30 protein-coding genes are annotated in these 26585 nt (G+C 67.4%); 21 read left to right on the forward strand and 9 right to left on the reverse strand.

Translation table 11 applies throughout. The features are described from left to right. Nucleotides 1-292 precede the first annotated feature (292 nt). A complete protein-coding gene (locus FR728_RS04020; RefSeq protein ID WP_244304372.1) occupies nucleotides 293-1732 on the forward strand; it encodes a methyl-accepting chemotaxis protein in 1440 nt (479 codons plus the stop codon). 18 nt (nucleotides 1733-1750) lie between these two features. Here the strand turns inward: FR728_RS04020 and FR728_RS04025 are convergent, their stop codons facing one another. Genes FR728_RS04025 through FR728_RS04035 form a run of 3 tightly spaced genes read right to left on the reverse strand, consistent with a single transcriptional unit; the run spans nucleotide 1751 to nucleotide 5321 of the window. After that, entirely contained in the window at nucleotides 1751-2317 is a 567-nt protein-coding gene (locus FR728_RS04025; RefSeq protein ID WP_208998643.1) for a DUF1254 domain-containing protein, read from the reverse strand. Beyond that, nucleotides 2314-3081, reverse strand: coding sequence for a DUF1214 domain-containing protein (locus tag FR728_RS04030; protein ID WP_149891333.1), 768 nt, complete (start codon nucleotides 3079-3081; stop codon nucleotides 2314-2316). The genes FR728_RS04025 and FR728_RS04030 overlap by 4 nt, the downstream gene beginning before the upstream one ends. Next, nucleotides 3078-5321, reverse strand: a complete 2244-nt coding sequence (locus FR728_RS04035; protein WP_188318783.1) for a transglycosylase domain-containing protein — start codon at nucleotides 5319-5321, stop codon at nucleotides 3078-3080. Before FR728_RS04035 ends, FR728_RS04030 begins: the two co-directional genes overlap by 4 nt. Nucleotides 5322-5405: 84 nt before the next feature. On the opposite strand from FR728_RS04035, the gene FR728_RS04040 reads away from it, so the two are divergent. Continuing rightward, the gene (locus tag FR728_RS04040; RefSeq protein WP_149891335.1) at nucleotides 5406-5912 is read left to right on the forward strand and encodes a YcgN family cysteine cluster protein; all 507 of its coding nucleotides are present in this window, start codon (nucleotides 5406-5408) and stop codon (nucleotides 5910-5912) included. 15 nt (nucleotides 5913-5927) lie between these two features. Here the strand turns inward: FR728_RS04040 and FR728_RS04045 are convergent, their stop codons facing one another. From FR728_RS04045 to FR728_RS04060, 4 genes are all read right to left on the reverse strand, one after another. Beyond that, nucleotides 5928-6575 carry a DUF3833 family protein gene (locus FR728_RS04045; protein WP_149891336.1) on the reverse strand — a complete coding sequence of 216 codons (648 nt, stop codon included), beginning with the start codon at nucleotides 6573-6575 and terminating at the stop codon, nucleotides 5928-5930. 104 nt (nucleotides 6576-6679) lie between these two features. Continuing rightward, nucleotides 6680-7282: a hypothetical protein gene (locus FR728_RS04050; protein ID WP_149891337.1), complete on the reverse strand. Its 603-nt coding sequence runs from the start codon at nucleotides 7280-7282 to the stop codon at nucleotides 6680-6682. Between the two features lie 92 nt (nucleotides 7283-7374). Beyond that, nucleotides 7375-7596 carry a hypothetical protein gene (locus FR728_RS04055; protein WP_149891338.1) on the reverse strand — a complete coding sequence of 74 codons (222 nt, stop codon included), beginning with the start codon at nucleotides 7594-7596 and terminating at the stop codon, nucleotides 7375-7377. A gap of 242 nt (nucleotides 7597-7838) precedes the next feature. Next, on the reverse strand, nucleotides 7839-8540 hold the full coding sequence (locus FR728_RS04060) for a TetR/AcrR family transcriptional regulator (RefSeq protein WP_149891339.1): 702 nt from the start codon (nucleotides 8538-8540) through the stop codon (nucleotides 7839-7841). Between the two features lie 225 nt (nucleotides 8541-8765). On the opposite strand from FR728_RS04060, the gene FR728_RS04065 reads away from it, so the two are divergent. The 3 genes from FR728_RS04065 (at nucleotide 8766) to FR728_RS04075 (ending at nucleotide 11632) form a co-directional block, all read left to right on the forward strand. Then, nucleotides 8766-9350 (forward strand): NAD(P)H-dependent oxidoreductase, encoded by a 585-nt coding sequence (locus FR728_RS04065; RefSeq protein ID WP_149891340.1) that lies wholly within the window; start codon nucleotides 8766-8768, stop codon nucleotides 9348-9350. A gap of 427 nt (nucleotides 9351-9777) precedes the next feature. Further along, nucleotides 9778-10359: a hypothetical protein gene (locus tag FR728_RS04070; protein WP_149891341.1), complete on the forward strand. Its 582-nt coding sequence runs from the start codon at nucleotides 9778-9780 to the stop codon at nucleotides 10357-10359. Then, the gene (locus FR728_RS04075; protein WP_244304373.1) at nucleotides 10310-11632 is read left to right on the forward strand and encodes a DNA-packaging protein; all 1323 of its coding nucleotides are present in this window, start codon (nucleotides 10310-10312) and stop codon (nucleotides 11630-11632) included. The genes FR728_RS04070 and FR728_RS04075 overlap by 50 nt, the downstream gene beginning before the upstream one ends. 45 nt (nucleotides 11633-11677) lie before the next feature. On the opposite strand, the gene FR728_RS04080 is transcribed toward FR728_RS04075, so the two are convergent. Beyond that, the gene (locus tag FR728_RS04080; protein WP_149891342.1) at nucleotides 11678-12268 is read right to left on the reverse strand and encodes an SRPBCC family protein; all 591 of its coding nucleotides are present in this window, start codon (nucleotides 12266-12268) and stop codon (nucleotides 11678-11680) included. Nucleotides 12269-12495: 227 nt separating this feature from the next. On the opposite strand from FR728_RS04080, the gene FR728_RS04085 reads away from it, so the two are divergent. The 11 genes from FR728_RS04085 to FR728_RS04135 all read left to right on the forward strand — a co-directional run bounded on the left by FR728_RS04085 (nucleotide 12496) and on the right by FR728_RS04135 (nucleotide 19529). Then, a complete protein-coding gene (locus tag FR728_RS04085) occupies nucleotides 12496-13788 on the forward strand; it encodes a phage portal protein (protein WP_149891343.1) in 1293 nt (430 codons plus the stop codon). 9 nt (nucleotides 13789-13797) lie between these two features. Continuing rightward, nucleotides 13798-14037, forward strand: a complete 240-nt coding sequence (locus FR728_RS04090) for a hypothetical protein (RefSeq protein ID WP_149891344.1) — start codon at nucleotides 13798-13800, stop codon at nucleotides 14035-14037. A 234-nt stretch (nucleotides 14038-14271) separates the two neighbouring features. Further along, nucleotides 14272-14832, forward strand: coding sequence for an HK97 family phage prohead protease (locus FR728_RS04095; RefSeq protein WP_149891345.1), 561 nt, complete (start codon nucleotides 14272-14274; stop codon nucleotides 14830-14832). Nucleotides 14833-14912: 80 nt separating this feature from the next. Beyond that, complete coding sequence (locus tag FR728_RS04100) at nucleotides 14913-16259, forward strand: phage major capsid protein (RefSeq protein WP_149892198.1); 1347 nt, start codon at nucleotides 14913-14915, stop codon at nucleotides 16257-16259. 231 nt (nucleotides 16260-16490) lie between these two features. Further along, nucleotides 16491-17060, forward strand: a complete 570-nt coding sequence (locus FR728_RS04105) for a head-tail connector protein (protein ID WP_149891346.1) — start codon at nucleotides 16491-16493, stop codon at nucleotides 17058-17060. Further along, nucleotides 17057-17380, forward strand: a complete 324-nt coding sequence (locus tag FR728_RS04110) for a head-tail adaptor protein (protein WP_280115324.1) — start codon at nucleotides 17057-17059, stop codon at nucleotides 17378-17380. The genes FR728_RS04105 and FR728_RS04110 overlap by 4 nt, the downstream gene beginning before the upstream one ends. Further along, complete coding sequence (locus tag FR728_RS04115; protein ID WP_149891348.1) at nucleotides 17380-17790, forward strand: DUF3168 domain-containing protein; 411 nt, start codon at nucleotides 17380-17382, stop codon at nucleotides 17788-17790. The genes FR728_RS04110 and FR728_RS04115 overlap by 1 nt, the downstream gene beginning before the upstream one ends. Nucleotides 17791-17854: 64 nt before the next feature. Further along, nucleotides 17855-18268, forward strand: a complete 414-nt coding sequence (locus tag FR728_RS04120; RefSeq protein WP_149891349.1) for a phage major tail protein, TP901-1 family — start codon at nucleotides 17855-17857, stop codon at nucleotides 18266-18268. Nucleotides 18269-18293: 25 nt separating this feature from the next. Then, nucleotides 18294-18722, forward strand: a complete 429-nt coding sequence (locus FR728_RS04125; protein ID WP_149891350.1) for a gene transfer agent family protein — start codon at nucleotides 18294-18296, stop codon at nucleotides 18720-18722. 2 nt (nucleotides 18723-18724) lie between these two features. Further along, nucleotides 18725-18943, forward strand: a complete 219-nt coding sequence (locus FR728_RS19780) for a phage tail assembly chaperone (RefSeq protein ID WP_425280845.1) — start codon at nucleotides 18725-18727, stop codon at nucleotides 18941-18943. After that, complete coding sequence (locus FR728_RS04135) at nucleotides 18930-19529, forward strand: phage tail tape measure protein (protein ID WP_149891351.1); 600 nt, start codon at nucleotides 18930-18932, stop codon at nucleotides 19527-19529. The genes FR728_RS19780 and FR728_RS04135 overlap by 14 nt, the downstream gene beginning before the upstream one ends. Nucleotides 19530-19551: 22 nt before the next feature. Here the strand turns inward: FR728_RS04135 and FR728_RS04140 are convergent, their stop codons facing one another. Beyond that, entirely contained in the window at nucleotides 19552-19806 is a 255-nt protein-coding gene (locus FR728_RS04140) for an HP1242/YdcH family protein (RefSeq protein WP_149891352.1), read from the reverse strand. A 106-nt stretch (nucleotides 19807-19912) separates the two neighbouring features. Here FR728_RS04140 and FR728_RS04145 point away from each other — a divergent pair, with 106 nt between their 5' ends. Genes FR728_RS04145 through FR728_RS04165 form a run of 5 tightly spaced genes read left to right on the forward strand, consistent with a single transcriptional unit; the run spans nucleotide 19913 to nucleotide 26584 of the window. Continuing rightward, on the forward strand, nucleotides 19913-20548 hold the full coding sequence (locus FR728_RS04145; RefSeq protein WP_149891353.1) for a DUF2460 domain-containing protein: 636 nt from the start codon (nucleotides 19913-19915) through the stop codon (nucleotides 20546-20548). Between the two features lie 16 nt (nucleotides 20549-20564). Further along, nucleotides 20565-21479: a DUF2163 domain-containing protein gene (locus FR728_RS04150; protein ID WP_149891355.1), complete on the forward strand. Its 915-nt coding sequence runs from the start codon at nucleotides 20565-20567 to the stop codon at nucleotides 21477-21479. Further along, nucleotides 21457-21918: an NlpC/P60 family protein gene (locus tag FR728_RS04155; protein ID WP_188318785.1), complete on the forward strand. Its 462-nt coding sequence runs from the start codon at nucleotides 21457-21459 to the stop codon at nucleotides 21916-21918. Before FR728_RS04150 ends, FR728_RS04155 begins: the two co-directional genes overlap by 23 nt. Nucleotides 21919-21927: 9 nt before the next feature. Then, nucleotides 21928-25866, forward strand: coding sequence for a baseplate multidomain protein megatron (locus tag FR728_RS04160; RefSeq protein ID WP_149891356.1), 3939 nt, complete (start codon nucleotides 21928-21930; stop codon nucleotides 25864-25866). Continuing rightward, nucleotides 25859-26584 (forward strand): DUF2793 domain-containing protein, encoded by a 726-nt coding sequence (locus FR728_RS04165; protein ID WP_149891357.1) that lies wholly within the window; start codon nucleotides 25859-25861, stop codon nucleotides 26582-26584. Before FR728_RS04160 ends, FR728_RS04165 begins: the two co-directional genes overlap by 8 nt. Nucleotide 26585: the final 1 nt, after the last annotated feature.

A 26585-nucleotide genomic window follows, 5' to 3' on the forward strand; every position in this document is an offset into this window, starting at 1 on the left:
GCGTTGCCGGACTGTGGAGAGATCCGGAGAAGATGGCATCTCCCCCGCTTCAGGGGTGAATGCGAGAATGGCGTTCACCTTGTCTCTATATTGTAGTTTTTGACAATGTTATTATTATTAGTAAATATTGATACTAATAGTAGAATGATGAACAGGATCAATTTGATGTGTTCTCAACTTCGTAACCTTTTGAAATGTAGAGTTACGTTGCGTCGTAGGTCGAATTTGACGGTTCTGTTGGAGTTTCAAGATGCGGTTTCCCTGGTCGCGTGGAAGTGGAAGACTTGAGGACGTGATTGCGGCACTCAACCGCTCGCAGGCGGTGATCGAATTCGAGCCGAGTGGCAGGATCCTGAATGCCAATAAACTGTTTCTCGAGGCGATGGGCTATTCCCTGTCCGAGATTCAGGGCCATCACCATTCGATGTTCGTTGAGGGCAGTTACGCCGCAAGCGAGGCCTACCGGAGCTTCTGGAAGGACCTGGCGCAGGGCAGCTTCAAGAGCGGCAAGTTCAAGCGCTTCGGCAAGGGCGGCAACGAGATCTGGATCGAGGCCAGCTACAACCCGATCTTCGGCAAGGACGGCAAGCCCTACAAGGTCATCAAGTTCGCCACCGACGTGACAGGTCAGGTGCGCGAGGCCGCCGACATGAAGGGGCAGGTCGAGGCGATCAACCGGGTCAGCGCCGTAATCACCTTCGATCTCGACGGCAACATTCTCGATGCCAATCCCAACTTCCTGGCGGCCATGGAGTATCGCCTTGACGAGGTTCAGGGGCGACATCACTCCATGTTTGCCACTCCCGAATACGCCAGATCCGACGAGTACAAGGAGTTCTGGGCCAGTCTGAAAGCCGGCAAGGCCTCCCAGGGCAAGTACCGGCGCCTCGGCAAGGGCGGCAAAGAGATCTGGATCCAGGCGTCCTACAACCCGATCCTCACTCCGGAAGGGGTGCCCTACAAGGTGGTGAAATTCGCCACCGACATCACCGATCAGGTTCAGCTCCTGAAGGATCTCGAGCGGATCATCGACGTGAATTTCGCCGAGATCGATCGGGCGCTCAGCCAGTCCCAGCATCGCACCGACGATGCGGTCCACGCCACCAGCGAGACCACCGACAACGTGCAGACCCTGGCTGCCAGCGCGGAGGAAATGGCGGCTTCCATCGCCGAGATTTCCTCCACCATGTCGCGCAGCCGGGAGGCGACCTTCGGAGCGACGGAATCCACCGTTGCCGCAGCCAACGCCACCGAGCGGCTGACCGGAGCCACCCAGTCCATGAGTGGCATCGTCAAGCTGATCCAGGACATTGCCGGCGAGATCAACCTTCTGGCCCTCAACGCCACCATCGAATCCGCACGGGCCGGCGAGGCCGGGCGTGGCTTTGCGGTCGTTGCCAACGAGGTCAAGAAGCTCGCCGAACAGGCCTCCAGGGCCACCGAACAGATCTCGGCGGAAATCGACGGCATGCAGGCGATCTCGGACGATGTGGTCGAAGCCCTGCAGACCATCAACCACGCCTTCGAGACCGTGAAGGAGCAGGTCTCCACCGCAGCCGCTGCCGTCGAGGAGCAGACCGTGGTCACCAGCGGCATGTCTCACAACATGCAGCAGGCCGCCGATGCGGTGCGCACCATTTCCAATTCGGTGAACGGGATCGACGGCTCGGTCGGCGAGATCCGCGAGGCGGTAGCCAAGACCCGCGAAGCGGCCCTTGTTCTGGCAAGCTAAGGTCGGTGCAGACCGGCCCTAGCTGAAGCTGCCGCAATAGGCGGTCTTCAGCGCCAGATCCACCTCCAGATCCCTGGCGGCTGCGGGCGAGAGAGCCCGCAGCAAGGCGAAACCGCGGCTGGCCCGGGTTTCAATCACGATCAGCTTGTCCAGGTCCTCCGGCGGGTTTTCCCGCAGGATGGAGAGCTGTTCGGGTGTGATCAGCAGCATGGAGAGGATGTCGGAGCCGGCCGTGCGGTTGTTGAGCGAATAGATCACCTCGCCGGTGTCGTCGAAGAGGCCGATTGACCAGAAGGGCACCGGCACCGAGGCGGTAAAGAGCACCGGTCCGTTATCGAGCTGATAGCGGCAGGTCGCGTGCTTCATGGCCGGGTCGAGGCCGGGCAGGGGCTCGGCTCCGGCGCGCAAGGGCGGCAGCAGGTTGAACTGTCGGTCGGGGCCGAACGTGGCGGCCTCCGAATAGGAGCTGTGGGTGGCCTGACGCGGAATGGCGAGGATCACCAGCACATGAACCACAACGGAGAGAGCCAGGACCGCCAGGGCGCCCAGCCCGAGGCGCAGGCGTGTGGGCAGAAGGATGCTCATCGGCACGCCACTTTCTCGATCCGCGGCATCACGGCGCCTTCCAGCGAGGCCCCTGTCGTGACCGGAGCGTCATAAAGACGGAAGGTGAAGCTCAGGCCCTCGAGCGCCTGAGGCTGGCGGGCCAGGGGCAGCCAGTTGCCCGAGGACGGCGCGCGCGAGGCGGTGACCGTGAAGGTGCCGTCATCCGCGCGCAGCAGCCCGAGGCTCGTGAGGAAGGTGCGCCCGGCAAGCGTCTCCACCATCTCGCCCTTGGCGGTGGCCGCGCTCAGGGTCCACATCCGTGCGGTCGGCGTGCTGCCCGTGATCCGGTAGGTGCAGGCGGGCGAGAGGCTCTGGCCGACACTGTCCGTATAGGCGGTGAGCGCCAGCCCTTCGCCCAGAGCCAGCGGCACACGGGCGCTGCGGGTGTAGATCGCCACCGAATAGGGATCCGCCTCCGCCGTGCCCGCCGTCGGGCTGGCGCTCCACGGGCCGATGCTGGTGGTGGCGAAGGGCCGCTCCCGTTCGACGATCAGCGCGGCGGACCCGATCCCCAGCACCGTGCCGAGACCCAGCACGCTCATTAGGAACGCGAGGCTGCGCAAGGGACGGGCAGGGCTCTCGATCAGGTCGCGCGGTTCGGGGCGCAGCCCCTGCGATACCCGGTGGCCGGCGCGCTCCCAGGCGGCGGAGTAAAGACGAGGATCGTTGCCTCGAGGGGAAACGGCATGCGGTGCCGCACGGCCGGAAATGTCCTTGGCAAAGGGGTTTTCGGCAAGGTTCATGGCCGTGTCTCCCCGTTGGCCGTGGCGAGTGCAAGATCCGACCGTCCGTCTTGCGGCGCGGCTTCTCCCGGCAGGGCGGCATCCACCTGGGGGGCGATGGCCTCCAGAGCCTCGGAGATCTCCTTGAGGACCGCCTGCGTCTCCCGGCTGAGCAGTTGCGGCTGGCTCTTCTGGTCTGCGGCAACCGACTGACCGTCTTTCGGGAAGCGCTTCAGGCTTGCCGGGTCGACCCCCGGCATGGGCGCCAGCTCGATGTCCCGGTGGGCGAAGGCCATGATGCCTTGCCAGATCATTGCGGGAAGGCTGCCGCCGGTCACCCGGCGGGTGGAGGTGAAGTCGTCGTTTCCGACCCAGACCGCGCTCACGAAATTGCCCGTGTAGCCGACGAACCAGGCATCGCGATAGGCCGAGGTGGTGCCGGTCTTGCCGGCCGCGATCACCCCGTCGATACGGGCCCGGCCGCCGGTCCCGGCCTCCACCACATTCACCAGAATGTCGTTCATTTCCGCGACCTTGTCCTCGGGCAGAACCCGCTCGGCCGCGCCCTCGTCGCGCGAGCGGCTGTAGAGCACCCGGCCTTCCGAGTTCATCACCTCCACCACCGCATAGGGCGTGGCCTTCAATCCGCCGCTGGCGAAGGTGGCATAGGAGGCTGTCATGTCGATCACGGACACCTCCGATGAGCCGATCGGCAGGGTGACCACGTCTTCCAGCTCATGGGTCAAGCCCATGCGGTAGGCGGTCTCGATAATCTTCTTGCGGCCGATGGCCTGGGCCAGGCGCACGGGCACCGTGTTGATGGACTTGGTCAGGGCAAGTTTCAGGGAGACCGGGCCCACATAGCTGCGGCCATAATTGCGCGGGCTCCAGTTGCCGATGGAGATCGGCCGGTCGGGGACGATGCTGTCCTTGTCGTAGCCGTTCATGAAGGCGGTCATGTAGACGAAGGGCTTGAACGACGAGCCCGGCTGACGCAGCGCATTGACCGCCCGGTTGAACTGGCTTTCCCCGTAGGACGAGCCGCCGACCATGGACACGACTGCCCCGTCCGGCCGCATCACCACGGTGGCCGCCTCGTGCACGTCCCGGATCTTGCGGTTCTCGTCGAGGATCGAGGCGACCGTCAGGTCCGCCTGGCGCTGCACCGCCGGATCGAAGGGCGTGCGCACGGTGACGATCCGGTCCCGGGCGAGCGCCGGGTTGCGGCGCGCCAGCTTCTTCACCTCGTCCAGCGCCCAGTCGAGATAATATTCGGGAAGCTGCTGCTGGCCCCGGTCGACCGCCTGGGCCGGATTGCGCCTGGCGCCGATCACCTGGCCCTCGGTGAGGAACCCGGCCTGAACCATGTTGGTCAGTACCTCGTTGGCCCGGGCGCGGGCCGCGGGAAGGTTCACGTGCGGCGCATATTTCGCCGGCGCCTTGTAAAGGCCTGCCAGCATGGCGCTTTCGGCGAGCGTCAGCTCCCGCACGTTCTTGTCGAAATAGAAGTCGGCCGCCGCCGTCACCCCGAAAACGCCACCGCCCATGTAGGCCCGGTCGAGATAGAGCTTGAGGATCTCGTTCTTGGTGAGATTGGCCTCCAGCCAGAGCGCCAGATAGGCTTCCTTGACCTTGCGGCCGAGGGTGCGCTCGTTGGAGAGGAACAGGTTCTTGGCGAGCTGCTGGGTGAGCGACGAGCCGCCCTGCACCACGCCGCCGGCCCGGGCATTCTCCACGATGGCGCGGAAGGTGCCGAGCACGTCGATGCCGAAATGCACGAAGAAGCGCCGGTCCTCGGTCGCCAGCGTCGCCTTGACCAGACTGTCTGGGATTTCCTCCAGCGGCACGCTGTCGTTGAGAACGATGCCGCGCTTGCCGATCTCTTTGCCGTTCCGGTCGAGGAAGGTGACGGCGAAATCATCCGTGGTCTTCCAGTCCGCGTGGCGCGTTGCCTCGAAGGCCGGCTGGGCAAAGGCCAGCAGCACGACCAGCCCGACAAGACCCCAGGTCACCCCTTCGGAGGAGAGTTCGGCCAGAACCTTCCAGATGCCGCGGGCGCGGAAGCGGCGCAGCGCCCCGTCATAGGCCTCGAAACCGCGGCGCAGACCGGTGCCGAGCGCCCACAGGCCGCTGTCGATCCAGGCGTCCAGTCCGAGCAGCCAGTGCGAGACCTTCCGGCGAGGGCGCGGCGGGGTCGGCACGGATTCCGCCCGCTCGGGAGCCGTCTGCGCTCCGTCCTCTGTCCTGTCCTCATCTGCCAAGGTCAAAGGTCCTGCTTGCCGATCTTCGCGGAGCCTGATAGTCCGCGACCCAAATCATGTCCCCCAAGGAACGTCATCCGGCCGATGAAATCAATCGTCTCAGATCAAAATCCAGACAAGCTTCCCTTCTGGAAGACCAAGACGCTGGCGCAGATGACGACCGCCGAGTGGGAGTCCCTGTGCGACGGCTGCGCCCGCTGCTGCCTGAACAAGCTGGAAGACTGGGACACCGGCCAGATCGTCTGGACCGACGTGGCCTGCACCCTGCTGGATGGCGACAGCTGCCGCTGCAAGGATTATCCCAACCGGGCCGCGACCGTGCCCGATTGCATTCAGCTGACGGTGGAAGAGGTCAACACCCTGACCTGGCTGCCGCCCACCTGCGCCTATCGGCTGGTGCGCGACGGGGAAGACCTCTACTGGTGGCACCCCCTCATCTCCGGCGACCCGGAAACGGTGCATCAGGCCGGCATTTCCGTCTCCGGCCAGACCGTGCCCGAGGATGGCATCGAGCTGGAGGATTACGAGGACCACGTGGTCACCTGGCCCGGCGAAGTGCCCGCTGGCAGCGAGCGCCCCGCCGGCGCCTGACAGGATCCGCCTGCCTTACTTCTTGAACGTGATGTCCACGGTGCCGACCGTCAGCCCGAGGAAGCTCGCGCGCGCCGTGTTGCGCACGGTGGTGCGATCGACCCGCTCGAGCCTGTCGGTGAAGCGGATCGCCTGCGGCTTGCCGTTGCGCATCACGTCGGTGATGTAGGTGAACTCCAGCGCGCCATCCGGCGTGGGAAAGACCTGGGTCAGGCCGCGCACGTCCGGCCGGCGGCCGATGTAGCGCCCCGGTCCGAGCTTCTGGAAGGTCCAGACCTTGTCCTCACGCTCGCCGTCCGCATAGACGATCGCTTCCCGAAGGATGAAGACGCGGGTCTTCGGATCCCACTTGCCCGACATGCCCACGGTGAAATCGCGCTCCACATCGGCCAGCTCGCTGACAAAGGTGCCGGTCCCGAGCGCATGACCTGCGAAGAACTCCTCCAGTGCCAGGGGCTGGGGCGCTGCCGAGGCTTGCGCGGCGCGGGCGCCGGAGGGGGACGCGATCACAAGCGCAAGGGCCATCAGCACGCACATGAGCGGCGGCAGGGCAAAGGCCAGGAGCCGGGAGGCAGAGAGGGCGGCGGGGGTGCGTGCGGGAAGGGCCAGCGCCCGGGACGAAGCCTCGCGGGCGCGCAGCGTGTGGAACGTATCGGGGGTCATGATCGATGATCCTTGCCGTGAGAAGACGCCGGTTGCAGGAGACCAGCCCCTTGCAACCTTGTCCCTCTGATACGGCAGGTCACGCCCCCCGGATCAGCGCGGGATCAGCCGCCCACAAGCACCTGGGGCGGTGGTGCGGCCCGGCCACGCGGCACCGAGACGTCCGGTGCCTGACGCAGGGCGGGCGCGAGGGGCTGCGGGGCGGCTCTGGAAATCTCGCCGCGCTTCAGCGCCGACAGCCCGAAGCTCTGCGCATAGCGCTCGGCAAACCGGGAGGCGATGCCATCGGAAATGCGGCCGAAGCTGCGGTCCGGACTGTAGAACCCATCCAGGTTGAACATCTCGTCCACGTCAGGCTTGGCCCCGTCGCGCCCTTTGAAGGCGAAGCTCCAGTCGCCGACCTGCATCTTTCCCGAGACCTCGCTGCGGCCCGCCATGAAGATGCCGGCGGGTGCCACGTGCTTCACCTTGTCGAATTGCACGGTCATGGGGGCCTGAGGGGCGTCGGGGGGAAGCTGACGGTTGATGTCGGCGACAACCACCGCCAGACGCGACTGCATCTGTTGGGCCGCCTGGCGACCATAGGCACCCGGCCCCGGTTGAACCTGGATCGACGAAATGCGGACGGCAGGTCCCGGGAGGGTCTGGTGCTGACAGGCGACGGTGCCCAGGAGGAGGAAGAGAACGGCAATCTGGCGCAGGGACATCGGGAGATCCAGCAAGGGCGAGAGAGGAGCCCCTAGTCTGAATTCCCGATGTGAAGAAAGCCTTAAGTTGCAGGATCCGGGCGAGGCAACTCTCAGCCGGTGATGCGGAACTGGTCCGGCGCCTTGCAGAAGACCTTCACCACTTCTCCCTCATGCACCACGCCCGAGGTCGCGGCATAGCGCTGGGCGTTGATCATGCAGAAGGCGAGCGGATGGCGGCCCGGCGCGACCATCCAGTTGATCGCGGTGTCCCGGTTGCACTGCTGGATGGGCGTGGAGGCCAGGCAGACGGCAAGATAGGCGGTGTAGAGCATGGGCGCGGGGCTCCTTCAGGATCGGCGCAGGGTGCACTGCAGCATTTTTGAAGAGGATAGGCGACGCACAGGCTTTGTCGAGTCCCTGCCAGGGCGATGACACTCAATCGGCGCATTCGGGCAAGAGTTTCGAATTCAATGGTAAAAACAGTGTCACGGCTCTGCGAACTCTGCCCTTGGCAAAGCTGGCAGGTTTAGGTGCGTTGCATCATTTCTGGTCGCGAGGGTGCCGATTCAACCCTTCAGGTTGCAACCGATGGGGCGGCCAGCAGATAGGCGCGTGTCTGCAGGGCGAGCCGGGCAAGGCAGGCGTCGAGCTCGGGCACTTCACCGGAGCGGAATTTCAGCGCCGCATGAACCATGAAGGCGATCAGCCCGTCGGTCAGGATCTCCGGGGCGAGATCGCCCCTGATGGCCGGCTCCCAGTCTCCGGCTTGCTGCCAGAGCCCCAGAAAGCCCGCCAGCTCTTGATCAAGCCGGGAGAGGATCTCGACGAATTCCGGCGCGCAATGGCCGCTGCCATAACCGGTCTTGTTCAGGAAGATGCGCAGCACCGTCTGGTCCGAGGAAATGACCCGGATCAGACGGTTCATCTTGTCCAGAAGCACGCCCATGGGATCCGAAGGCGCAACGGGCGGCACAACGGCCGGTACGACAGAGGAGGTGCTGCGATCCGCCGGCTCTGTCCGGCTCACCAGACCGGCCAGCCTGTCGAGAAGCACGTGGGAGAGCAGCCCGTCCATGTCGCCGAAATGGGCGAACAGGGTCCCCTTGGCCACTTGCGCTTCCGCCACGATCGCATCGGCTGTGACCGCATCCAGCGAGCCGCGCTCTTCCGCAAGGCGCCGGGCGGCCGCGAGAAGCGCCTCACGGGTGCGCAGGGATCGGGCCTGAGGCTTGCGGGAGCCGGAGGGCGCTGCGGACGGCGAAGGGCGAGGAGGCATGGCAGGACTCTAAAAAATGACTGCGGTCAAAATAACTCTTGACCTGACTCGGAGGCGATGTCAAAAAATGACCATAGTCAATTTTAAGATCCATTGCGGCCGGATTGCGCGTCCCTCGGGGTGGCAATCAGGGCCGGGACGGATCGGGACGAGGCGCGTGTCGCAGCGGCAAGAGGGGGCTGACCCGGCCGCGACGTCCACCGCCGAACTTTCTGAGAGAGTGACATGCCGAAGAAAATCCTTTTGCTCGATGGCCATCCGGCCAGCGAAACCCTTTGCCACGGCCTGATGCAGGCCTATGAGACCGGTGCCCGCGCGGCCGGCCATGAGCTGCGGGTCCACCGCCTGAGCGCCATGGCCTTCGATCCGGATCTGGGCATCTCACGGTTCCGCGATGCGCCGCCGCTGGAGCCGGCCCTTCAGGCCTTCTGGGACGATCTGGAATGGTGCGAGCATCTGGTCATCGTCCACCCCCTCTGGTGGGGCGGCTGGCCGGCCAAGCTCAAGGGCCTCATCGACCGGTCCTTCCTCCATGGCAAGGCCTTCCGCTATGTGGACGGACAGGCCTTGCCCGAGGCGCTGCTCAAGGGCCGAACCGCACGTATTCTCATGACCTCCGACACGCCCCGGTTCTTCCTGCACTGGATCTACGGCTTCGGCTTGCGCCGCCAGGTGCGCCAGCAGATCCTCGAATTCTGCGGGGTGAAACTGAAGGGCATCAGCGAATTCTCCCCCGTGCGCGGCTCAAAGCCGGACAAGCGCGCCGCCTGGCTGGAAAAGGCCCACAAGCTCGGCACGCAGGGGGTGTGAGAGTGATAGGAAAATAATCCTTGACACCGTCACGGTGATCGGGTAGGGTTTTGTCATGATCGAAGAACTGTGACTTGCTGCTGCCATTTGGCGCGGGCCTCGGTATCGCTCAGGTTCGTCGGGCGGGGATAAGTGTCTGTAGGCCGGGGCTCTCGTGCAGGGGCTCTCATGCAGAGGCAATGGGGGCAGGGCGATGCCCGTTCCCATGTCGGCACGCAGTCGGGACAGCCGGGGTACCGGCAAGTTGCAAGGCATTCAGGCAGGCATTCAGGCAGGCAAGCCTCATCATCAGGATTTCGCAAGGGCGCGACCGGGACACGGTGGCGCCCTTTGTCGTCTGGGTCCCTGCGTCTTGCGCTCTCCCAAGAAGGATTGCGGGGACGCTTAGGGGGAGCAGCCCCATGACGGCGCCGAGGGGGGAGGAGCGATGAAGGGAACGAGCAGACGGGCGAGTGCCCGCCGCAACCGCCGCCAACGCCAGGGGGCCCCGGGCCCCGCAAGCCGGGAGGCGGCCCGGAAGCAGCCGAATGAGCATGCGAAAGAGCAGCAGCTGGAGCAGCCGTCTGGATCACCCGAAGACAGCCCTCTTGCTGATGCAGTGGGCGGCCACGCGACCCCGGCCTGCGCGGACGCTGGCGAGGGGCGGGCGCCGGGGACGGCGGTTTCAGGCGATCATCCGGAACTGGTGGCACGGCTCTATCGCACCTTCCTGGCCCAGATGGACCATCTGGAGGCGCGCCTGCGCGACCTGGAGTCCCAGACCGGCGAGGCCCTGCGCCAGCCGGATCTGGGCGACATCGACAAGACCGTGAAGACCCTGGCGAGCCTGGCGCGCACCCTCACGGTGCTGATGGATCTGGAGGCGGAACCGGCGAAAGGGAGCAGGCAGAATGGACGCAAGGATGCGGACGAGGGCTCCGCAAACGCCGGAGACGAGCTCGACCCGGACCGTCTCCGGGATGCGCTTGCGCAACGCCTTGAAGGATTGCGCCAGGGCCGGGCGGATTGAGGATGCGCTCGCTGGCCTTTCCGTGGCCGAGATGCGGTTCCTGCTGTCCGACTGGGAACTCTTCGCCCATCCCCATCAGCTCAGCCCCGCCGGAGACTGGCGGATCTGGCTGATGATGGGAGGCCGGGGGGCGGGCAAGACCCGCGCCGGAGCGGAATGGGTGCGTTCCCAGGTGGCGGCCGCCCGTCGGGCGTCACCGGCCCAGGCGCTGCGGGTGGCCCTTGTGGGCGAGACCTTTTCCGATGTCCGCGAGGTGATGGTGGAAGGGGTGTCCGGCCTTCTGGCCATTCACCCCTCGCAGGACCGGCCTGTCTGGGTTGCCAGCCGCCGCCGTCTGGAATGGCCCTGTGGGGCGGTGGCCCAGGCCTTCAGTTCGGAAGATCCGGAGGCCCTGCGCGGGCCGCAGTTTCACCTCGCCTGGTGTGACGAGCTGGCGAAATGGAAGAATGCCGAGGAGACCTTCGACATGTTGCAATTCGGATTGCGGCTGGGCGACAGACCCCGCCAGCTCATCACCACCACGCCCCGGCCCGTGCCGCTGCTGAAGCGGCTCATGGGTCTCAGCGACACGGTGCTCACCCATGCCCCGACCCGCGCCAACGCGCCCTTCCTCGCCCCGGGCTTCCTGGAGGCGGTGATCGGCCGCTATGGCGGCACGCGGCTCGGGCGTCAGGAGCTGGACGGCGAGCTGATCGACGACCGGCCCGAAGCGCTCTGGTCGCGGGAGGGGCTGGAGCGGTTCCGGGAAGCGGCCGCCCCGGACGATCTCCAGCGCATCGTGGTGGCCGTCGACCCTCCGGCGACCTCCGGCAAGCGCTCGGACGCGTGCGGCATTGTCGCCGCCGGTCTTGATGGCAATGGAAACGTCCATGTGCTGGCGGACCGATCGAGGGCGCGGCTCAAGCCCTCCGAATGGGCGGCGGTCGCCGTCGGGCTCTATCACGGTCTGAAGGCCGACAGCCTGATCGCGGAGACCAACCAGGGCGGCGAGATGGTGGCCGAGGTGGTGCGCGGCGTGGATCCGGCCGTGCCGGTGCGCACGGTCCATGCGACCCGAGGCAAGTTCGCAAGGGCCGAGCCGGTGGCCATGCTCTACGACCAGGGCCGGGTGCGCCACGCAGGCACCTTCCCGGAACTCGAAGACGAGATGTGCGATTTTGCGCCGTCGGGCCTGTCCTCGGGACGCTCGCCGGACCGGCTGGATGCGCTGGTCTGGGCGGTCAGCGACCTGCTGCTCGGGCCAAGGGCGGAGCCGCGGGTGCGCCGCCTCTGATCAAGGCCGGGGCGGCGTGTTCGCCCGGCGTTGGACGGGGAGGCGTCAGAGGGACAGGAAACAGGCGTTCTGAGCGGCCCCCGACATGCCGGGGATCGATCCGGCCGGGTCGGAGCGGGAGCCGCCGGGCAGCGGGCCGTCGTCCGGTCCGGAGGAGGGCGCCGGGGCACGCTCCGCCGCAAGCTGTTCGCAATAGGATTCCAGGCAGACCAGATGGCGCTTCCAGGCAAGCTCGTGATCGCGCCGCACCTGTGGGGCCTCCCGGGCGGCAAGATCGCGCCAGCCCGAATGGGTGAGGGTGAGGAGCGATCCGCCCGCCAGTCCGGTGATGCGCAGTTCCAGCTGGGTCTCGACGCCCCAGCCCTCGTCGGACCAGCTCATGTGAATAACCCGGGGTTCTTCCATGTGACTGATCTGGCCGATGACGATGGAGGTGCCCTCGTCGCGCCGCACGATGTCGCGGAAGAAGCCGCCGGGGGTCGCGTCATGGGTGATGTGATCGCCGAACCACTTCTGCAGATGGTGGCTCCGGGTCAGGACCTCCCAGCAGGGCGGGGCCTCCAGCGGCAGCCAGGTGTTGAAGCGGATCCCGTCGGGAACGTCCTCAGAAGGGCCATCGGTCATGGTGTCAGTCACGGCTTCGGTCTCCTGCGGGGCGCCTGAAACACCTGACGCCCGAACGCGGCCCGCAGACCCGCGGACCTTCGCAGCCGCGAGCACATAGAGAGGATCGCCGCTGATGATTTTGGCTAGGTAACTCACCTTACGTCACCAAGAGTAAGCCAGGACGCCGGTGGGGAAAAGGCCCTCGCGGCATCATCTTGAATCAATCTTTAAGCGGATCGGGAAAGGGCTGAAGCATCATGGGCTTGTGGAGAAAACTTGAGCTTGCCACCAAGCGGCGTTCTGCCCCATCTGCCGATCCGGAGCCCCGCGAGGAGAAGTCCTCGCGCACCGCGCCGCTCATTGCCTGGTCAGGCGCTCGCACCCCGGTCTGGAGCCCGCGCGACTATTCGGTGCTTGCCCGGGAGGGCTATGCCCGCAATCCGGTGGTCTATCGCTGCATCCGTCTTCTGAGCGAGGCCGCCGCCTCCGTTCCCCTCCTGCTTTTCGAGGGGGACCGAGAGGTCGCGACCCATCCGCTGCTGGATCTTCTGGCCCATCCGGGGCCAGTGCAGACGGGGGCGGAGTTCCTGGAAGCCGTCTTCGGTCACCTGCTGGGCGCCGGGAATGCCTATCTGGAGCAGGTCTCGCTGAACGGGGAGCCCCGTGAATTGCATGCGCTCCGGCCCGACCGGATCCGCATCGTGCTCTCGGCCGAGGGCTGGGTGGAGGCCTTCGACTATTCGGTGGGTGGCCGCACCCTGCGCCTCGCCGCCGAACCTGAGGAGGAGGGCGGGGTCGCTCCGGTGCGTCATCTGCGCCTCTTCCATCCGCTCAACGACCATTATGGCTTTGCGCCCCTCGAGGCGGCCCAGGTCAGTCTCGACACCCACAATGCGGCGGCGGGCTGGAACAAGGCCCTGCTGGACAATGCGGCCCGGCCCTCGGGCGCGCTGGTCTATGGGGCAGGGGACGCGGCGAACCTCTCGCCCGATCAGTTCGACCGGCTGAAACAGGAGCTGGAGGAGGGCTATCAGGGGGCGCGCAATGCGGGACGTCCTTTGTTGCTGGAGGGAGGGCTCGACTGGAAGCCCATGGGTCTGACGCCCAAGGACATGGACTTCATCGAGGCCAAGAACCAGGCTGCCCGGGAGATCGCGCTCGCCTTTGGCGTACCGCCCATGTTGCTCGGCATCCCCGGCGACAACACCTACGCCAACTACCGGGAGGCAAATCTCGCCTTCTGGCGAACGGCCGTCCTGCCCCTCGTCAACCGCACGGCCGCCGCCCTCGCGGCCTGGCTCGCCCCGGCCTATCAGGCCGGCGCACCCGAGATGGCCGGGAGCAGCGCAGACCGCCCCCTTCTGACCCTGAAGCCCGATCTTGATGCGATCGAGGCGCTGTCCGGCGAGCGGGAGGCCCTGTGGCGCCGGGTGGGTGAGGCGCAGTTCCTCAGCCTCGACGAGAAGCGCCAGGCCGTCGGCTATGGCGTGCTGGAGCCGGACGCGCACCTCGACGGGGAACCCCGTCCGTCCGTGCCGGTCGCCGACTGACCGCCGGCGATGAGCGAGGCGATCACCCGCTCCGTCATCGAACGGGGCGATCTGGCCCATCTGGCCCTGTTTCTCTGGGCGGCTGCGGCTTCCATCCTTGCCCTGTTCCTTCTTCGCGAGCTGGCGGAGGCGAACCGGCGCTTCATGGCCTTTGTCGACGAGATTGCCCGCCTGAACCGGCACCTGAGCCGGGCCGCCGACCGGGCGCGGCTTGAATCATCCTGGCAGGACGGTCCCTCAAGATCCTGATCCTGCAACGCCTTTCCATCAGAGGAGCCTGTGGATGCCCATCAGTCCCTTGCCCGTCTCTCGCCTGCCCCTCTCTCGCGCGTCCGACCCTGGGACGCAGCGCGTGCGGCAGCTGCACCGTGCCCGTCACGAGTTCCGCCGCTACGCCGATGCGCTCTTCTGCCTGACGCAGGCCTTGAGCCAAGGTTCGCGGCTCCAGATCGCGCCGTCCAAATCGCGAGAGGGGGCTGCGTCGTGACCCTTGCCCTGACTGGATATGCAGCACTCTTCGGCGTTGCCGATGGCAGCGGCGACGTCATCCGCCCGGGCGCCTTCGCCCGCTCCCTGCTGCGCCGTCGCAAGGGGGGGCTGCCCATGCTCTGGCAGCATGATCCGTCCCGGCCCATCGGCCTGTGGACGGCCTGCGAGGAGGATGGGCACGGCCTGCGGGTCAGCGGCCGGCTGACGCAAGGGGTGGCCCAGGCGGAGGAAGCGGCCCGGCTGATCGGGGCGCAGGCGCTCTCCGGCCTGTCCATCGGGTTTCGGGCCTTGCGGGCGGAGCGTCCGCTCCCGCGCGCCGCCGGTCCCGGCAGCGCCGTGGCACCGGGCGTGCGCCGGGTGCTCGTGGAAATCGACCTCTGGGAGATCTCTCTGGTGACCTTCCCCCAGATGCCCGACGCAAGGGTGCGCCTTCAGGCCATGGCCGATCCGGCGTCCCTCGAGATTGGTCGGCACAGGTCACGGGGCGGGCCGCAGCACAGGCTTTCGACCCTCGTCGACTGGTCCGCCCGCCGCCGTGCCGCAACCGCCATCTGAGGCCGGAATGGTCCGGCCCGGTTGCTTCTTTCACCCTTCGTCCTGTCTCACCTTGTCTTGAGGAGATGCCCGTGAGTGACATGATCCACCGACCTGCTGCCCTGACCGATGCCTCCGGGGTCCCGGCGGGCGACCCGGTCTATGAGACCAAGGCCGATCCGCTGGGGGACCTGCCGCCCCTGACCGGCGTGCCGGCGCGTCCGTCTTCGGCGACCGCCGACGATGTGGCCCGCACCTTCGACGATTTCTTCTCCGCCTTCGAGAGCTACCGGCAGGTCAATGACGCCCGCCTGGCGGAAATCGAAAGCCGCGGGTCGGCCGACGTACTGACCCTGGAGAAGCTGGACCGGCTGGACGCGGCCCTCGATGCCACCCAGCGCCGCCTCGACAGCCTGACCCTGAAGAAGGCCCGCCCGCCTCTGGGAGAACGGCGCGGCGCCTGGCGCTCCGGCCCGGCGATCGAGCGAAAGGCGGCCTTCGAGACCTACATGCGCACCGGACGGGACCACGCGCTGGGCCAGCTGGAACTGAAGTCCATGTCCATCGGCTCAGACGCGGACGGGGGCTATCTCGTCCCCGACGAGACGGAGGCCGGCATCCTGACCCGCCTGTCGCAGGCCTCTCCCATCCGGGCGATCGCCGGCAACCGGCAGGTGTCCGCCACCACCTATCGCAAGCCCTTCTCCCTCACCGGTCCGCAGACCGGCTGGGTGGGCGAGACGGTGGCGCGGCCGGAAACCTCCGCCCCGACCCTTGCCGAGCTGACCTTCCCGGCCATGGAACTCTATGCCATGCCCGCCGCCAGCTCCGCCCTGCTGGACGATGCGGCCATCGATCTGGATGCCTGGATTGCAGAAGAGGTGGAAACCGCCTTCGCCGAGCAGGAGGGCGCGGCCTTCATCAATGGCAACGGGGTGAACAAGCCGACCGGCTTCCTCTCCGTGCCGCGGGTGGCGGAAAGCGCCTGGGCCTGGGGCTCGCTCGGCACCATCGCCACCGGCGAGGCGGGCGGGTTCTCGGCCTCGGCACCTGCCGACACGCTGCTGGACCTGATCTATTCCCTGAAGAGCGGCTATCGCCAGAATGCCCGCTTCGTCATGAACCGGCGCACCCAGGGCGCGCTCCGCAAGCTGAAGGACGGCGACGGCAACTACCTCTGGCAGCCGCCGGCGAGCGCCGATGCGGCCGCCACCCTGCTGAACTTCCCCGTCACCGAGGCGGAGGACATGCCCGACATCGCCCTCGATGCTCCGGCCATCGCCTTTGGCGATTTCCGCCGCGGCTATCTGGTCGTCGACCGGATGGGGGTGCGGATCCTGCGCGATCCCTATTCCGCCAAGCCCTATGTGCTCTTCTACACCACCAAGCGTGTGGGCGGCGGCGTGCAGGACTATGACGCCATCAAGCTGCTGACCTTCTCGGCCTGATCCGTCACGGATCGAGCCGGGCGAAGTCCCTTTCGGCAGGGGTGTCTGTCCTCGCGCATCCCTGACCCGGAAAGATCCGGGAATTCCTCCCCAACTCGAAACCGGGACCGGCAACGGCCCCGGTTTTCTTTTTGGGAGTGCGGCCGCGCCCGGCGCATCCCGCCCGGACCATCACGCCTCCACCTTCACAGCTTCGCCCATCCCCGACCCACTCGCGCGGGAGAACCGTCCATGACCCTTGCCCTGATCACGGCCGCAAGTCTCGAGCCCGTGTCCCTGGCCGAGATGAAGGCCCATCTGCGCCTTGTCTCCGACGCCGAAGACGCCCTGCTGGGCGAGTTCATCAAGGCCGCCCGCGAACATGTGGAGCGGCAAACCCGCCGCTGCCTGCTGACCCAGGTCTGGCGGCTCTACCTCGACCGCTGGCCGCAGGGCCGGGTCGTGCCCTTTCCCATCGGTCCCGTGCAGTCCGTGGAGCAGATCGTGCTCTATGACCGGCAGGGCGCCTCCGTTCTGCTGACGCCCGCCGACTGGAGCCTGGCGCGGGGGACGGATCCGGCCCGCCTGCGTGTGGCGCTGGGGGCGGGGCTTCCGCATGGCCAGCTCGACGGCATCGAGATCGATGTCCGCTGCGGCTATGGATCGGCCGCTTCTGACGTGCCCGAGACCCTGCGCCAGAGCGTGCGCCTGCTGGCCGCCCACTGGTTCGAGAACCGGGAGGCGGGAACGGAACTGGCCATGGCAAGCCTGCCCCATGGCCTGGACCGGCTCCTGTCCGTCAACCGGATGCCCCGCCTGTGAGCGCCGGGCGGTTTCGCTGTCCCGTCACGCTGGAGGCGCCGGTGCTGACGCTGACCCCGGACGGGGCGCAGGTCCTCGTCCATGTGGAGGCGGGGACCGACTTTGCCGGGATTCGCCTGCTGCGTCAGGCCGAAGCTGCCGAGGCGGACCGGCTGAGCGGGGTAGCCACCCATGAGCTGCGCCTGCGAGCGAGGTCCGACCTTGCGGCGGGGTGGCGCATCCGGGCGGCAGGCAAGCTGCACCGGGTGCTCTCGGTCGCGGAAGAGACCGGCCGCCGCCCGCAGCTGATCTGCCTGACCGAAGTGGAGGAGGAAACCTGATGACCGCATCCGTCCTCGCCCTGCGAGCCGGGCTGTTCAGCCGCCTTGCCGCCGACAGCGTCCTGACCGTGCTCATCGGCGCCAACCGGATCTTCGACGCGGCACCTCGCGCCCAGGCCTTTCCGTATCTGGTGCTGGCCTCGCTCGGATCCCGTCCCTTGCTCTCTCGGATCGAGGAGGGCGAGGAACATGGTCTGGTGCTTGTGGCCTTTTCCCGCGCACCGGGGCGCGACCAGGCCCTGTCCGCCGTCCTGCGTGCCGTCAGCGTTCTGGTGGAGGACCCGCCCGCGCTCGACGGCCACCGTCTCATCGGCCTGCAGGGTGCGGATGTGTCCTCCCGTCTGCTGCGGGATGGGCGCACCTTCCGCGCCGAGGCGACCCTCAGGGCCGTGACGGAACCCGCCGGCTGAGCGGGTCTCGATCCCGCTTTCCATTCAGATCCTTCCGCCGACCCCAATGCCAAAGGAGAACCCCATGTCAGCCCAGGCTGGTCGTGACCTGCTTCTGAAACTCGACGAGACGGCCAGTGGAGCCTTCCAGACGGTCGCCGGCCTGCGGGCGCGGCGCATCGCCTTCAACGCCAGTCTGGTCGACATCACCACCGCCGAAAGTGCGGGGCAGTGGCGCGAGCTGCTGGAAAATGCCGGCACCCGCTCGGCCAACCTGTCCGGATCGGGGCTCTTCCGCGATCAGACGAGCGATGCGGCGGTGCGCAGCCTTTTCTTCTCCGGCGGCCTGCGCCCCTGGCAGGTGATCGTTCCCGATTTCGGTGTCCTCGAGGGGCCTTTCCAGGTGACGGCGCTCGAATATGCCGGACGGCACGATGGGGAAGTGACCTATGAGCTGGCGCTTGAATCCGCCGGCGCCCTTGCCTTCACCGCCCTGTGACACCGTTTCGCGAAAGGAGCCTCTGATGCCGAACCGACATCGCGGCGAGATTTCCGCCGGTCTGGATGGCCGAACCTGGACCTTGGTGCTCACCCTCGGCGCACTCGCCGAACTGGAGGACGCGTTCGACTGTCCGGATCTCACCAGTCTCGTCGCCCGTCTCGGCCAGGGCGGGCTGGGCGCGCGCGATCTGGTGCGCATTCTGGGGGCGGGCCTGCGCGGCGCGGGCAATGACGTCACCGATGATCAGGTGGCGATGATGCGCGGGGCGGGCGGGGCGGCGGGCTTTGCCGCCATTGTTTCCGATCTGCTTCAGGTGACCTTCGCCGCATCGGGCGTAACCCCGCCCAACAGCATGGAGGAGACGCAAGACCCTTTTGCGGAACCGAAAAAGACGCGGGATCCGGACCTGGCAGTCCAGCCGAACCCCCCGTCACCCTGGGCGGTCTCCTGAGCCTGGCGGCGAGGGGGCAGGGATGGACACCGCAAACCTTCTGGAGCGCGACCCTTCGCGAACTGGCACTGGTGCTTGCCCCACTCGGGGGTGGCGGCGCCGATGCCGGGGTCCCCATGCGTACAGTGGATCTGAACCGGCTGGCGCGCCGCTTCCCGGATGGATCAGCCCTCCGACAGACGATGCGAGACAAAGGACAAGCCGGCGATGACCGATCATGACGACCAATCTCTGGGGGCCGGAACAAGGCTGCCGCTCGACGACCTGAGGGAGTTCGACCGCCAGATGGTAGCGATTTCCGCAAGGGCCGAACGCTTCTCACTCAACCTGTCCGGCGGCATGAAGGCCGCGCTTGTGGACGGCCGGAGCCTGGAGCAGGTGATGTCCCGTCTTGCCCTCAGCCTGTCGGGCAAGGTCCTGACGTCCGCGCTGGCGCCTCTCGACGGGCTTGTGACCTCGGCCCTCGGCGGACTGACAAAGGGTCTCGGATCCAGCCTGAGCAGCGGGTTGTCCGGTCTGTTGGGGCAGGTCACGCCCTTTGCGCGCGGCGGTGTGGTCGGCGCACCGGCCTTGTTTGCAAACTGGGGAGGGGGAGGTCTGGGTCTGGCCGGTGAGGCGGGGCCGGAGGCCATTTTGCCCCTGGCGCGCGGTCTCGACGGCCGTCTGGGCGTGCGCACCGGAGCAGGATCCGGTGGATCGGTGACCATCAATGTGGTCACGCGGGATGCGGAGAGCTTTTCCCGATCGCAGGCTCAGGTTTCTGCGATGGTGGCCCGCGCCGTCGGACGGGGACGACGCGGGCTCTGACACCGGCCTGAAAAGGAGGGGCTCAGGAGCCGGTGACTTCTGCGGCCTTGATCAGGCCGGCGATTTCGTCCTTCAGCGCCAGGCGCTGCTTCTTGAGAGTTTCCAGCGCTTCATCGGAAGCCGGCTGGATGTCCGTCTCGATGCGATGAATTTCGCGGTTGAGCTCGTGGTATGCGTCGCTCAGCTTCGCAAAATGCGCATCGTTCGACTTCAGATGGGTCAGAGCAGCCGCTGCTTCGGGGAATTCCTCGTGCAGTTCGTGCGGAACGTGGCTCATGTTGTCCTCCTTATGAGATGACGCGAGATTGACATCCGGCCCGGCCCGCCACCTTGAGGCAAATCAATCGTGACCCGGATTTCCGGGGAAATTTGGGGATGATGTGATGCCCGAGCTGCTCGACCTGTCCTTTCCCGCTGCGGTCGCCTTCGGGGCGCTGGGCGGGCCGGAACGGCGCACCGATGTGGTGAGCCTGGCCTCGGGCCGCGAGGCGCGAAATGCCCGCTGGGCGGACAGCCGCCGCCGCTATGATGCGGCCACCGGCATCCGCTCCCTCAGCGATCTGCGGGCGGTGCTCGATCTTTTTGAGCGTGCCCGGGGCCGGCTTTACGGGTTCCGCTTCCGCGATCCCTTCGACCACGCCTCGCGCAGCGATGGCGGCCTTCCCACGGCGCTTGATCAGGTGATCGGCACGGGAGACGGGACCACCCGGTCCTTTCCCCTGATCAAGACCTATGGCGCCGGGCCCTCCGCCTATCAGCGGCGCATCCGCCTGCCGGATCCCGCGAGCGTGAAGCTCGCCGTGAACGGGGAGGGGCACACGCCCGGAACCGACGTGGTGCTCGACACCGAGGCCGGGGCTCTCGTCTTCGACGAACCGCCGGAACTGGGCGCGGTGATCACCGCTGGCTTTCTCTTCGATGTGCCGGTGCGTTTCGACACGGACCGGCTAGAGCTCTCCCTGACCCATTTCGAGGCCGGGGACATTCCCTCCATCCCGTTGATCGAACTGCGCGACTGAGCAGGGGAACCGCTTCATGAAAGACGTGCCGCTGAACCTGGTCGCCCATCTGGCGAGCCGGACAACGACGCTTGCCTGGGCCTGGCTGGTGACGCGCCGGGACGAGGTCCGCCTGGGCTTTACCGATCACGACCGGCCCCTCGCCGTGGACGGTGTGACCTGCCACCCGGAAAACGGTCTCGATCCCACCGCCATGCAGACCGGACCGGATCTGGCTGTGGGCGGCGGAGAGGTGAGTGGGGCCCTCAGGTCCGGCGCCCTCAGCGGCGAGGGTTTGCGCGATCTGGACCTGGAGCTCGGCCTTTGGGACGGGGCCGAGGTCGCCATCTGGCGCGTCAACTGGCAGGCGCCCGGGGAGGCGATGCTGCTGCGCCGGGCGCAGATCGGCGAGGTGAGTCGCTCCGGTGCGCGCTTCACGGCGGAGTTGCGCAGCCTGTCCCATCAGCTGGAGGGCACTCGCGGCCGGGTCTTCTCGCCCACCTGCGACGCGGATCTGGGAGAGGCCCGCTGCGGCATCGACCTCACCGATCCCCGCTACGCCGGGTCTGCACTTGTGAGCGCGACCGTGAGCCGGGCCGAGCTTCGGGTCACCGGCCTCTCCGGCTTCGACGAGGGCTGGTTCACCGGCGGTCTTGTTCGGGTGACGAGCGGGGAGGCGACAGGCTTCGCCAGCGAGATCAGTGCGCATCAGAGAGACGGTTCATCTGCAGACGACACGCTCGTCTTCTGGCAGGAGCCGCCGGTGTGCCTGACCATCGGCACGACGCTCTCCCTCACGGCCGGTTGCGACAAGCGGCTGGCCACATGCCGGGAGAAATTCGCCAATCTTCTGAATTTCCAAGGCTTCCCCCACATGCCGGGCAACGACTTCGTCCTGTCCTATCCGGTGCGCAACAGCGGAGAGAACGATGGCAGCGCCCTGCGTGTCTGAGGCCGACCCCGACCTTGTGCTGGCAGCGGCCAGGCGGTGGCTCGGCACCCCCTATCGCCATCAGGCGAGTTGCCTCGGGGTGGGATGCGACTGCCTCGGCCTCATCCGCGGCGTCTGGCGCGCGCTGCTTGGCAGCGAGCCCGAGCCGGTTCCGGCCTATGCCCCGGACTGGGTGGTGGCGGCAACCGACGAACCGCTGGCACGAGCCGCCGCACGTTGGCTTCAGCCTGTCGATCTGGCCGCAGCGCGCCCCGGTGACGTGGTTCTCTTTCGGTGGCGCGACGGGCTCGCCGCCCGCCACGCGGGCATTCTCTCCGGACCGGGGCGTCTCATCCATGCCTATGAGCGGGTCGGCGTGGTGGAAAGCCCGCTGGCCACCGCCTGGCACCGCCGCCTGTCCCATGCCTTCCGCTTTCCCGCAACCGGTCCGACACCCTGAGGAGATCCGATGGCGACCTTGTTACTCACCGCGGCAGGCCAGGCGCTGGGCGCTGGGCTCGGCGGGCTTTTCGGTCTGGGCGGCATCGGCGGCGTCATCGGCAAGGCCGCAGGTGCTCTCGTCGGCGCCGGGCTGGACGGCCAGCTCTTCGGATCCTCCGGCACCGTCGAGGGCAGCCGGCTTGAGGATCTGTCGGTCCAGGCCTCCACCGAAGGCGCGAGCCTGCCAAGGCTCTACGGCCGCATGCGTCTCGCCGGTCAGGTCATCTGGGCGACTTCCTTCGAGGAGGAGGTCAGCGAGGAGCGACAGGGCGGGAAGGGCGGCGGAAGCCGGGTCACCGTGCGCTCCTATGCTTATTACGGCAACTTCGCCGTCGCGCTCTGCGAGGGACCCATCACCCGGATCGGACGGGTCTGGGCCGATGGCAAGCTGCTGGACACCAGCACGCTCACCTGGCGCATTCATCGCGGCGAGGCCACTCAGGCGCACGACCCGCTCATCGCGGCCGTTCAGGGCGAGACGCCCGCCTATCGCGGCACCGCCTATGTGGTCTTCGAGCGCCTGCCGCTGGAGCCTTTCGGCAATCGCCTGCCACAGTTGACCTTCGAGGTGATCCGGGTCGTCGAACCGCTCGAAGGCGCGATCCGCGCCGTGACCCTGATCCCCGGCGCCGGCGAGTTCGTCTATCAGCCGACCCGGGTGACCGCCTCGCCGGCGCCCGGCGTCACCGAGAGCGTCAACCGTCACGTGCCCTCCGCCCTCTCGGACTGGCAGGCCTCCCTCGACGAGCTGCAGGAACTCTGCCCCGGACTGGAGCGGGTCGCCCTGGTGGTCGCCTGGTTCGGCGACGATCTGCGCGCCGGCCACTGTACCTTGCGTCCCAAGGTGGAGACCCCCGAGAAGTCCACGAATGGCGCGACCTGGAGCGTTTCGGGCCTGTCCCGCGGTCAGGCCGAGGTCGTGAGCCGCATCGCCGATGCTCCGGCCTTCGGCGGCACGCCCTCCGATGGATCGGTGATTGCTGCCATCCGTGATCTCAAGGCCCGGGGCCTCAAGGTGACGCTCTATCCCTTCATCCTCATGGACATTCCGCCGGACAACGGCCTCGCCGATCCCCACGGTGGCACGGAACAGGCTGCCTTTCCCTGGCGCGGCCGTCTGGTCGCGGCAAGCGATCCGGACGCGGAGGTCGCCAGTTTCTTCGGGGCGGCCGCGCGAAGCGATCTGCAGGTCAATGGCGACAGTGTCGCTCTGACGGGCGCATCGAGCGCGGACTGGGGCTATCGCCGGTTCATCCTCCATCTGGCAGGACTGGCGCAGGCGGCAGGCGGCGTCGATGCCTTTCTCATCGGCTCGGAAATGCGCGGTCTGACCCGCTCGCGCGCGGCCTCCGGGACCTATCCCTTCGTGCAGGGTCTGGTCTCCCTGGCCGCCGATGTGCGGGCGGTTCTCGGCAGCGGCACGTCTCTCTCCTACGCAGCCGACTGGAGCGAATATGGCGCCCACGTTCCGGCGGCCGGAGAGCTGCGCTTTCCCCTCGATCCGCTCTGGTCAAGCCCTGAGATCGATTTCGTCGGCATCGACTGCTACGTGCCCCTGACCGATCAGCGGGACGGGGACGACCCGGACGGGGGTGGCCCGGACGGTGGTGGGCGGTATGATCTGGAAGACCTGCGCGCGGGCGTGACCGGCGGCGAGGACCATGACTGGTATTATGCCTCGCCGGAGGACCGGATCGCGGGCACGAGAAGCCCCATCACCGACGGAGCTTACGGCAAACCCTTCGTCTATCGGGCGAAGGATTTCGCGGGCTGGTGGTCCAACCCTCACGTGGAGCGCAGCGGCGGCGTGGAGCTGACCACCCCGACCGGCTGGGTTCCGGGCTCCAAGCCCATCTGGTTCACCGAACTGGGCTGTCCCGCGATCGACCGCGGGGCGAACCAGCCCAATGTCTTCGTCGATGCCAAGTCGGCCGAGAGCGCGGTGCCCCATTTCTCCCGCGGCACGCGGGACGACCTGATCCAGCGCCGGGCGCTTGAAGCCTCGCTCGGCGCCTGGGGGGCTCAGATCCCCGGAGTGGAGCCGGTCGATCAGCCGGTCTCCCCACTCGATGGCACCCCGATGATCGATCCCGCTCATATCCATCTGTGGACCTGGGACGCGCGGCCTTTTCCCGCCTTTCCGCTCTATGGCGACGTCTGGTCCGATGACGGCAACTGGCGTTTCGGTCACTGGTTGAACGGCCGGCTCGGCACGGTCTCCGTCGCGGGCGTCCTGCGCGCGATGCTGCTGGAAGACGGGCTGGATCCGGACGACTTTCAGGTCGAGGGCCTGTCCGGTCAGATCGAGGGGCTGGTCATTGGCGGCCAGACGACGACCCGTCAGGCGATCGAACCCCTGCTGGAAGCCTTTGATGGCATCGCGGTCGACACGGGGACGCAGGTGCGGTTCCTGCCGCGCGACGCAGCGTCTCGGGTCCCGCTCACCGAGGACGATGTGGTCGAGACGGAAGACGGGGCAGCCCTCCTCACGCGCACCCGGCTGCAGGCCAGTGAAATGCCGTTGGAGGTGCGCTTCTCGGCGGCCAGTGCGCTTGGGGACTATCAGCGCCGGGTCGTCGCCTCGCGACGGCTGGACCCGCGTCTCGCCCGTTCGGAAAGCGCGGTCGCACGCGGCGCCTCGCGGATCAGCGAGCTGTCGCTGTCGGCGTCCGTCGCGCCGGATCTTCTGCAACAGGCGGCAGAAACACGGCTCGCCCGGATCTGGAGCGCCCGCGAGCGGGTGGAACTGTCCCTGTCGCCCTTGCGGCTCGATGTGGAGCCCGGCGACCTTCTGGTCCTTGAGGCGCTGGCCGGGGAGACCTTCTCTCCCGCGCTCGATGTCAGCGTCGGCTCCCTGGAGGACACGGACGCACGGCGGATCGAGGGGCACAGGGTGGGGGGCACGCGCGCCGTCCCGAGAGCGCTCGATGTGGGCTCCGGCCCGGTCTACCCCGGCGGCGAGCTGGGACGCGCCGAAGCTCTGCTGCTGGATCTGCCGCCCATGCGCGACAGCGATCCGGAGGCTCCCTTGCGTCTGGCCGCCTTTGCCCGTCCCTGGGGCGGGGGGATGACCCTGATGCGTTCGGCGGAACAAACCGGCTTCCAGCCGCTCCTCGAAATCGAACGGCCTTCGGTGATGGGACGGCTTGCCACGCCCCTGCCGACCGGCCCGGTCGCCTATCTCGACCGTCATGCCCGGCCTGAGGTGACGCTCTTCGGCGCTGTGCTGGAGAGCCGCAGTCTTGAGGCCGTGCTGTCCGGGCTGAACGCGCTGGCCGTCGCCAAGCCTTCCGGCGGCTTCGAGGTCCTGCAGTTTCTCGGCGCGGAGCTGACGGGAGAGCGCACCTACCGCCTCTCCGGCCTGCTGCGCGGCCAGGCGGGCACGGAACCGGAAGCCGGCGAGATCGGTCTGATCGGGGCCGCGGTGGTCCTGCTCGACCCGGACCGGGTGCCGCTGGTGCCCCTGTCGGCCGATCAGCTGGGTCTGACCCTTGCCTATCGTCTGGTGCCCGGCGGGCGGTCGCTCGAAGACGACAGCGTCACCGCCCTGACCCATGCGGCGACAGGCCGTGGCCTGCGCCCCCGGGCGCCGGTGCACCTGAGGGCGCAGCGCGGACCTGGAGGCATCCAAATCAGCTGGATCCGGCAGACCCGCAGGGGAGGCGACGGCTGGGACCAGACGGAGGTGCCGCTGGCCGAGACCACGGAGGCCTATGAGGTCGACATCCTGAGCGCTTCCGGAACCGTGGTCCGCACGCTGCAGGTCTCAGCCGCTGAGGCCCTTTATGCGACGGCCGACGAGCTGGCGGATTTCGGCGGGCCGCTTACCGTCCTGCGGCTGCAGGTCATGCAACTCTCCGCGACCGTCGGGCGCGGCTTTCCCGGAAAGGCGGATCTGAATGTCTAAGACCTTGCGTTTGTCCCTGCCGCTTCTGGCACCCTCCCAGGCGCAGAAACACGTGACCCACAATGAGGCGCTGCTGACCCTCGACGTGCTGGCCCACGCCCTCTTCGAAAGCCGGAGCCTCAGCGCGCCGCCTGTCGCAGCCGAGGGGCAGAGCTTCCTCGTCGGCCCGTCGGCCAGTGGCGACTGGGCCGGGTCCGAGGGGGCGATTGCCCATTGGCGGGATGGGGGCTGGGTCTTCTTCCAGCCCTTCGACGGGCTTCGCGCCCTGGTGCGCGACGAAGATCTGCGCCTCGTCCATCTGGAAGGCACCTGGCGGGCCCTTGCCGATCTGGTGGGGCCGGACCAGGCCCAGGCCCGCTCCAGTGGCGGTGCGGAGACCCGCGTTCAGGTGATCGAGACGGACCTGACCGATCTCTCCGGGACCTATGCCGAGACGGCCGAGCTCATTCCCGACCGCTCGCTGGTGCTCGCCGTTGCCAGCCGGACGCTTGCGGCCGTGACCGGTGCGACGTCCTACGACGTGGGGGTTCCGGGAGAGGTGTCCAAGTTCGGCGGGTCGCTCGGTGTGGCGGCAGGGGCGAGCAACATCGGCGTCATCGGGCCGACCGCCTTTTATGCGCCGACGCGTCTGCGGGTCAGCGCCAATGGCGGGGCCTTCACGGGCGGCACCGTGCGCCTGTCCCTGCATGTGCTGACCTTCGCCGCTCCCACCGGCTGAG

Source organism: Roseibium aestuarii (assembly GCF_008477545.1).
GTDB lineage: Bacteria > Pseudomonadota > Alphaproteobacteria > Rhizobiales > Stappiaceae > Roseibium > Roseibium aestuarii.

Bases quoted from the DNA above. Each gene is read 5' to 3' on its own strand.
- FR728_RS04140 (WP_149891352.1), bottom strand. From the start codon at position 19,806: ATGAGCCACGTTCCGCACGAACTGCACGAGGAATTCCCCGAAGCAGCG.
- FR728_RS04030 (WP_149891333.1), bottom strand. From the start codon at position 3,081: ATGAACCTTGCCGAAAACCCCTTTGCCAAGGACATTTCCGGCCGTGCG.
- FR728_RS04070 (WP_149891341.1), top strand. From the start codon at position 9,778: ATGAAGGGAACGAGCAGACGGGCGAGTGCCCGCCGCAACCGCCGCCAA.
- FR728_RS04040 (WP_149891335.1), top strand. From the start codon at position 5,406: ATGAAATCAATCGTCTCAGATCAAAATCCAGACAAGCTTCCCTTCTGG.
- FR728_RS04165 (WP_149891357.1), top strand. From the start codon at position 25,859: ATGTCTAAGACCTTGCGTTTGTCCCTGCCGCTTCTGGCACCCTCCCAG.
- FR728_RS04105 (WP_149891346.1), top strand. From the start codon at position 16,491: ATGACCCTTGCCCTGATCACGGCCGCAAGTCTCGAGCCCGTGTCCCTG.
- FR728_RS04125 (WP_149891350.1), top strand. From the start codon at position 18,294: ATGCCGAACCGACATCGCGGCGAGATTTCCGCCGGTCTGGATGGCCGA.
- FR728_RS04115 (WP_149891348.1), top strand. From the start codon at position 17,380: ATGACCGCATCCGTCCTCGCCCTGCGAGCCGGGCTGTTCAGCCGCCTT.
- FR728_RS04055 (WP_149891338.1), bottom strand. From the start codon at position 7,596: ATGCTCTACACCGCCTATCTTGCCGTCTGCCTGGCCTCCACGCCCATC.
- FR728_RS04155 (WP_188318785.1), top strand. From the start codon at position 21,457: ATGGCAGCGCCCTGCGTGTCTGAGGCCGACCCCGACCTTGTGCTGGCA.
- FR728_RS04075 (WP_244304373.1), top strand. From the start codon at position 10,310: ATGCGCTTGCGCAACGCCTTGAAGGATTGCGCCAGGGCCGGGCGGATT.
- FR728_RS04065 (WP_149891340.1), top strand. From the start codon at position 8,766: ATGCCGAAGAAAATCCTTTTGCTCGATGGCCATCCGGCCAGCGAAACC.
- FR728_RS04100 (WP_149892198.1), top strand. From the start codon at position 14,913: ATGATCCACCGACCTGCTGCCCTGACCGATGCCTCCGGGGTCCCGGCG.
- FR728_RS04160 (WP_149891356.1), top strand. From the start codon at position 21,928: ATGGCGACCTTGTTACTCACCGCGGCAGGCCAGGCGCTGGGCGCTGGG.
- FR728_RS04090 (WP_149891344.1), top strand. From the start codon at position 13,798: ATGAGCGAGGCGATCACCCGCTCCGTCATCGAACGGGGCGATCTGGCC.
- FR728_RS04085 (WP_149891343.1), top strand. From the start codon at position 12,496: ATGGGCTTGTGGAGAAAACTTGAGCTTGCCACCAAGCGGCGTTCTGCC.
- FR728_RS04120 (WP_149891349.1), top strand. From the start codon at position 17,855: ATGTCAGCCCAGGCTGGTCGTGACCTGCTTCTGAAACTCGACGAGACG.
- FR728_RS04060 (WP_149891339.1), bottom strand. From the start codon at position 8,540: ATGCCTCCTCGCCCTTCGCCGTCCGCAGCGCCCTCCGGCTCCCGCAAG.
- FR728_RS04045 (WP_149891336.1), bottom strand. From the start codon at position 6,575: ATGACCCCCGATACGTTCCACACGCTGCGCGCCCGCGAGGCTTCGTCC.
- FR728_RS04135 (WP_149891351.1), top strand. From the start codon at position 18,930: ATGACCGATCATGACGACCAATCTCTGGGGGCCGGAACAAGGCTGCCG.
- FR728_RS04145 (WP_149891353.1), top strand. From the start codon at position 19,913: ATGCCCGAGCTGCTCGACCTGTCCTTTCCCGCTGCGGTCGCCTTCGGG.
- FR728_RS04150 (WP_149891355.1), top strand. From the start codon at position 20,565: ATGAAAGACGTGCCGCTGAACCTGGTCGCCCATCTGGCGAGCCGGACA.
- FR728_RS04025 (WP_208998643.1), bottom strand. From the start codon at position 2,317: ATGAGCATCCTTCTGCCCACACGCCTGCGCCTCGGGCTGGGCGCCCTG.
- FR728_RS04050 (WP_149891337.1), bottom strand. From the start codon at position 7,282: ATGTCCCTGCGCCAGATTGCCGTTCTCTTCCTCCTCCTGGGCACCGTC.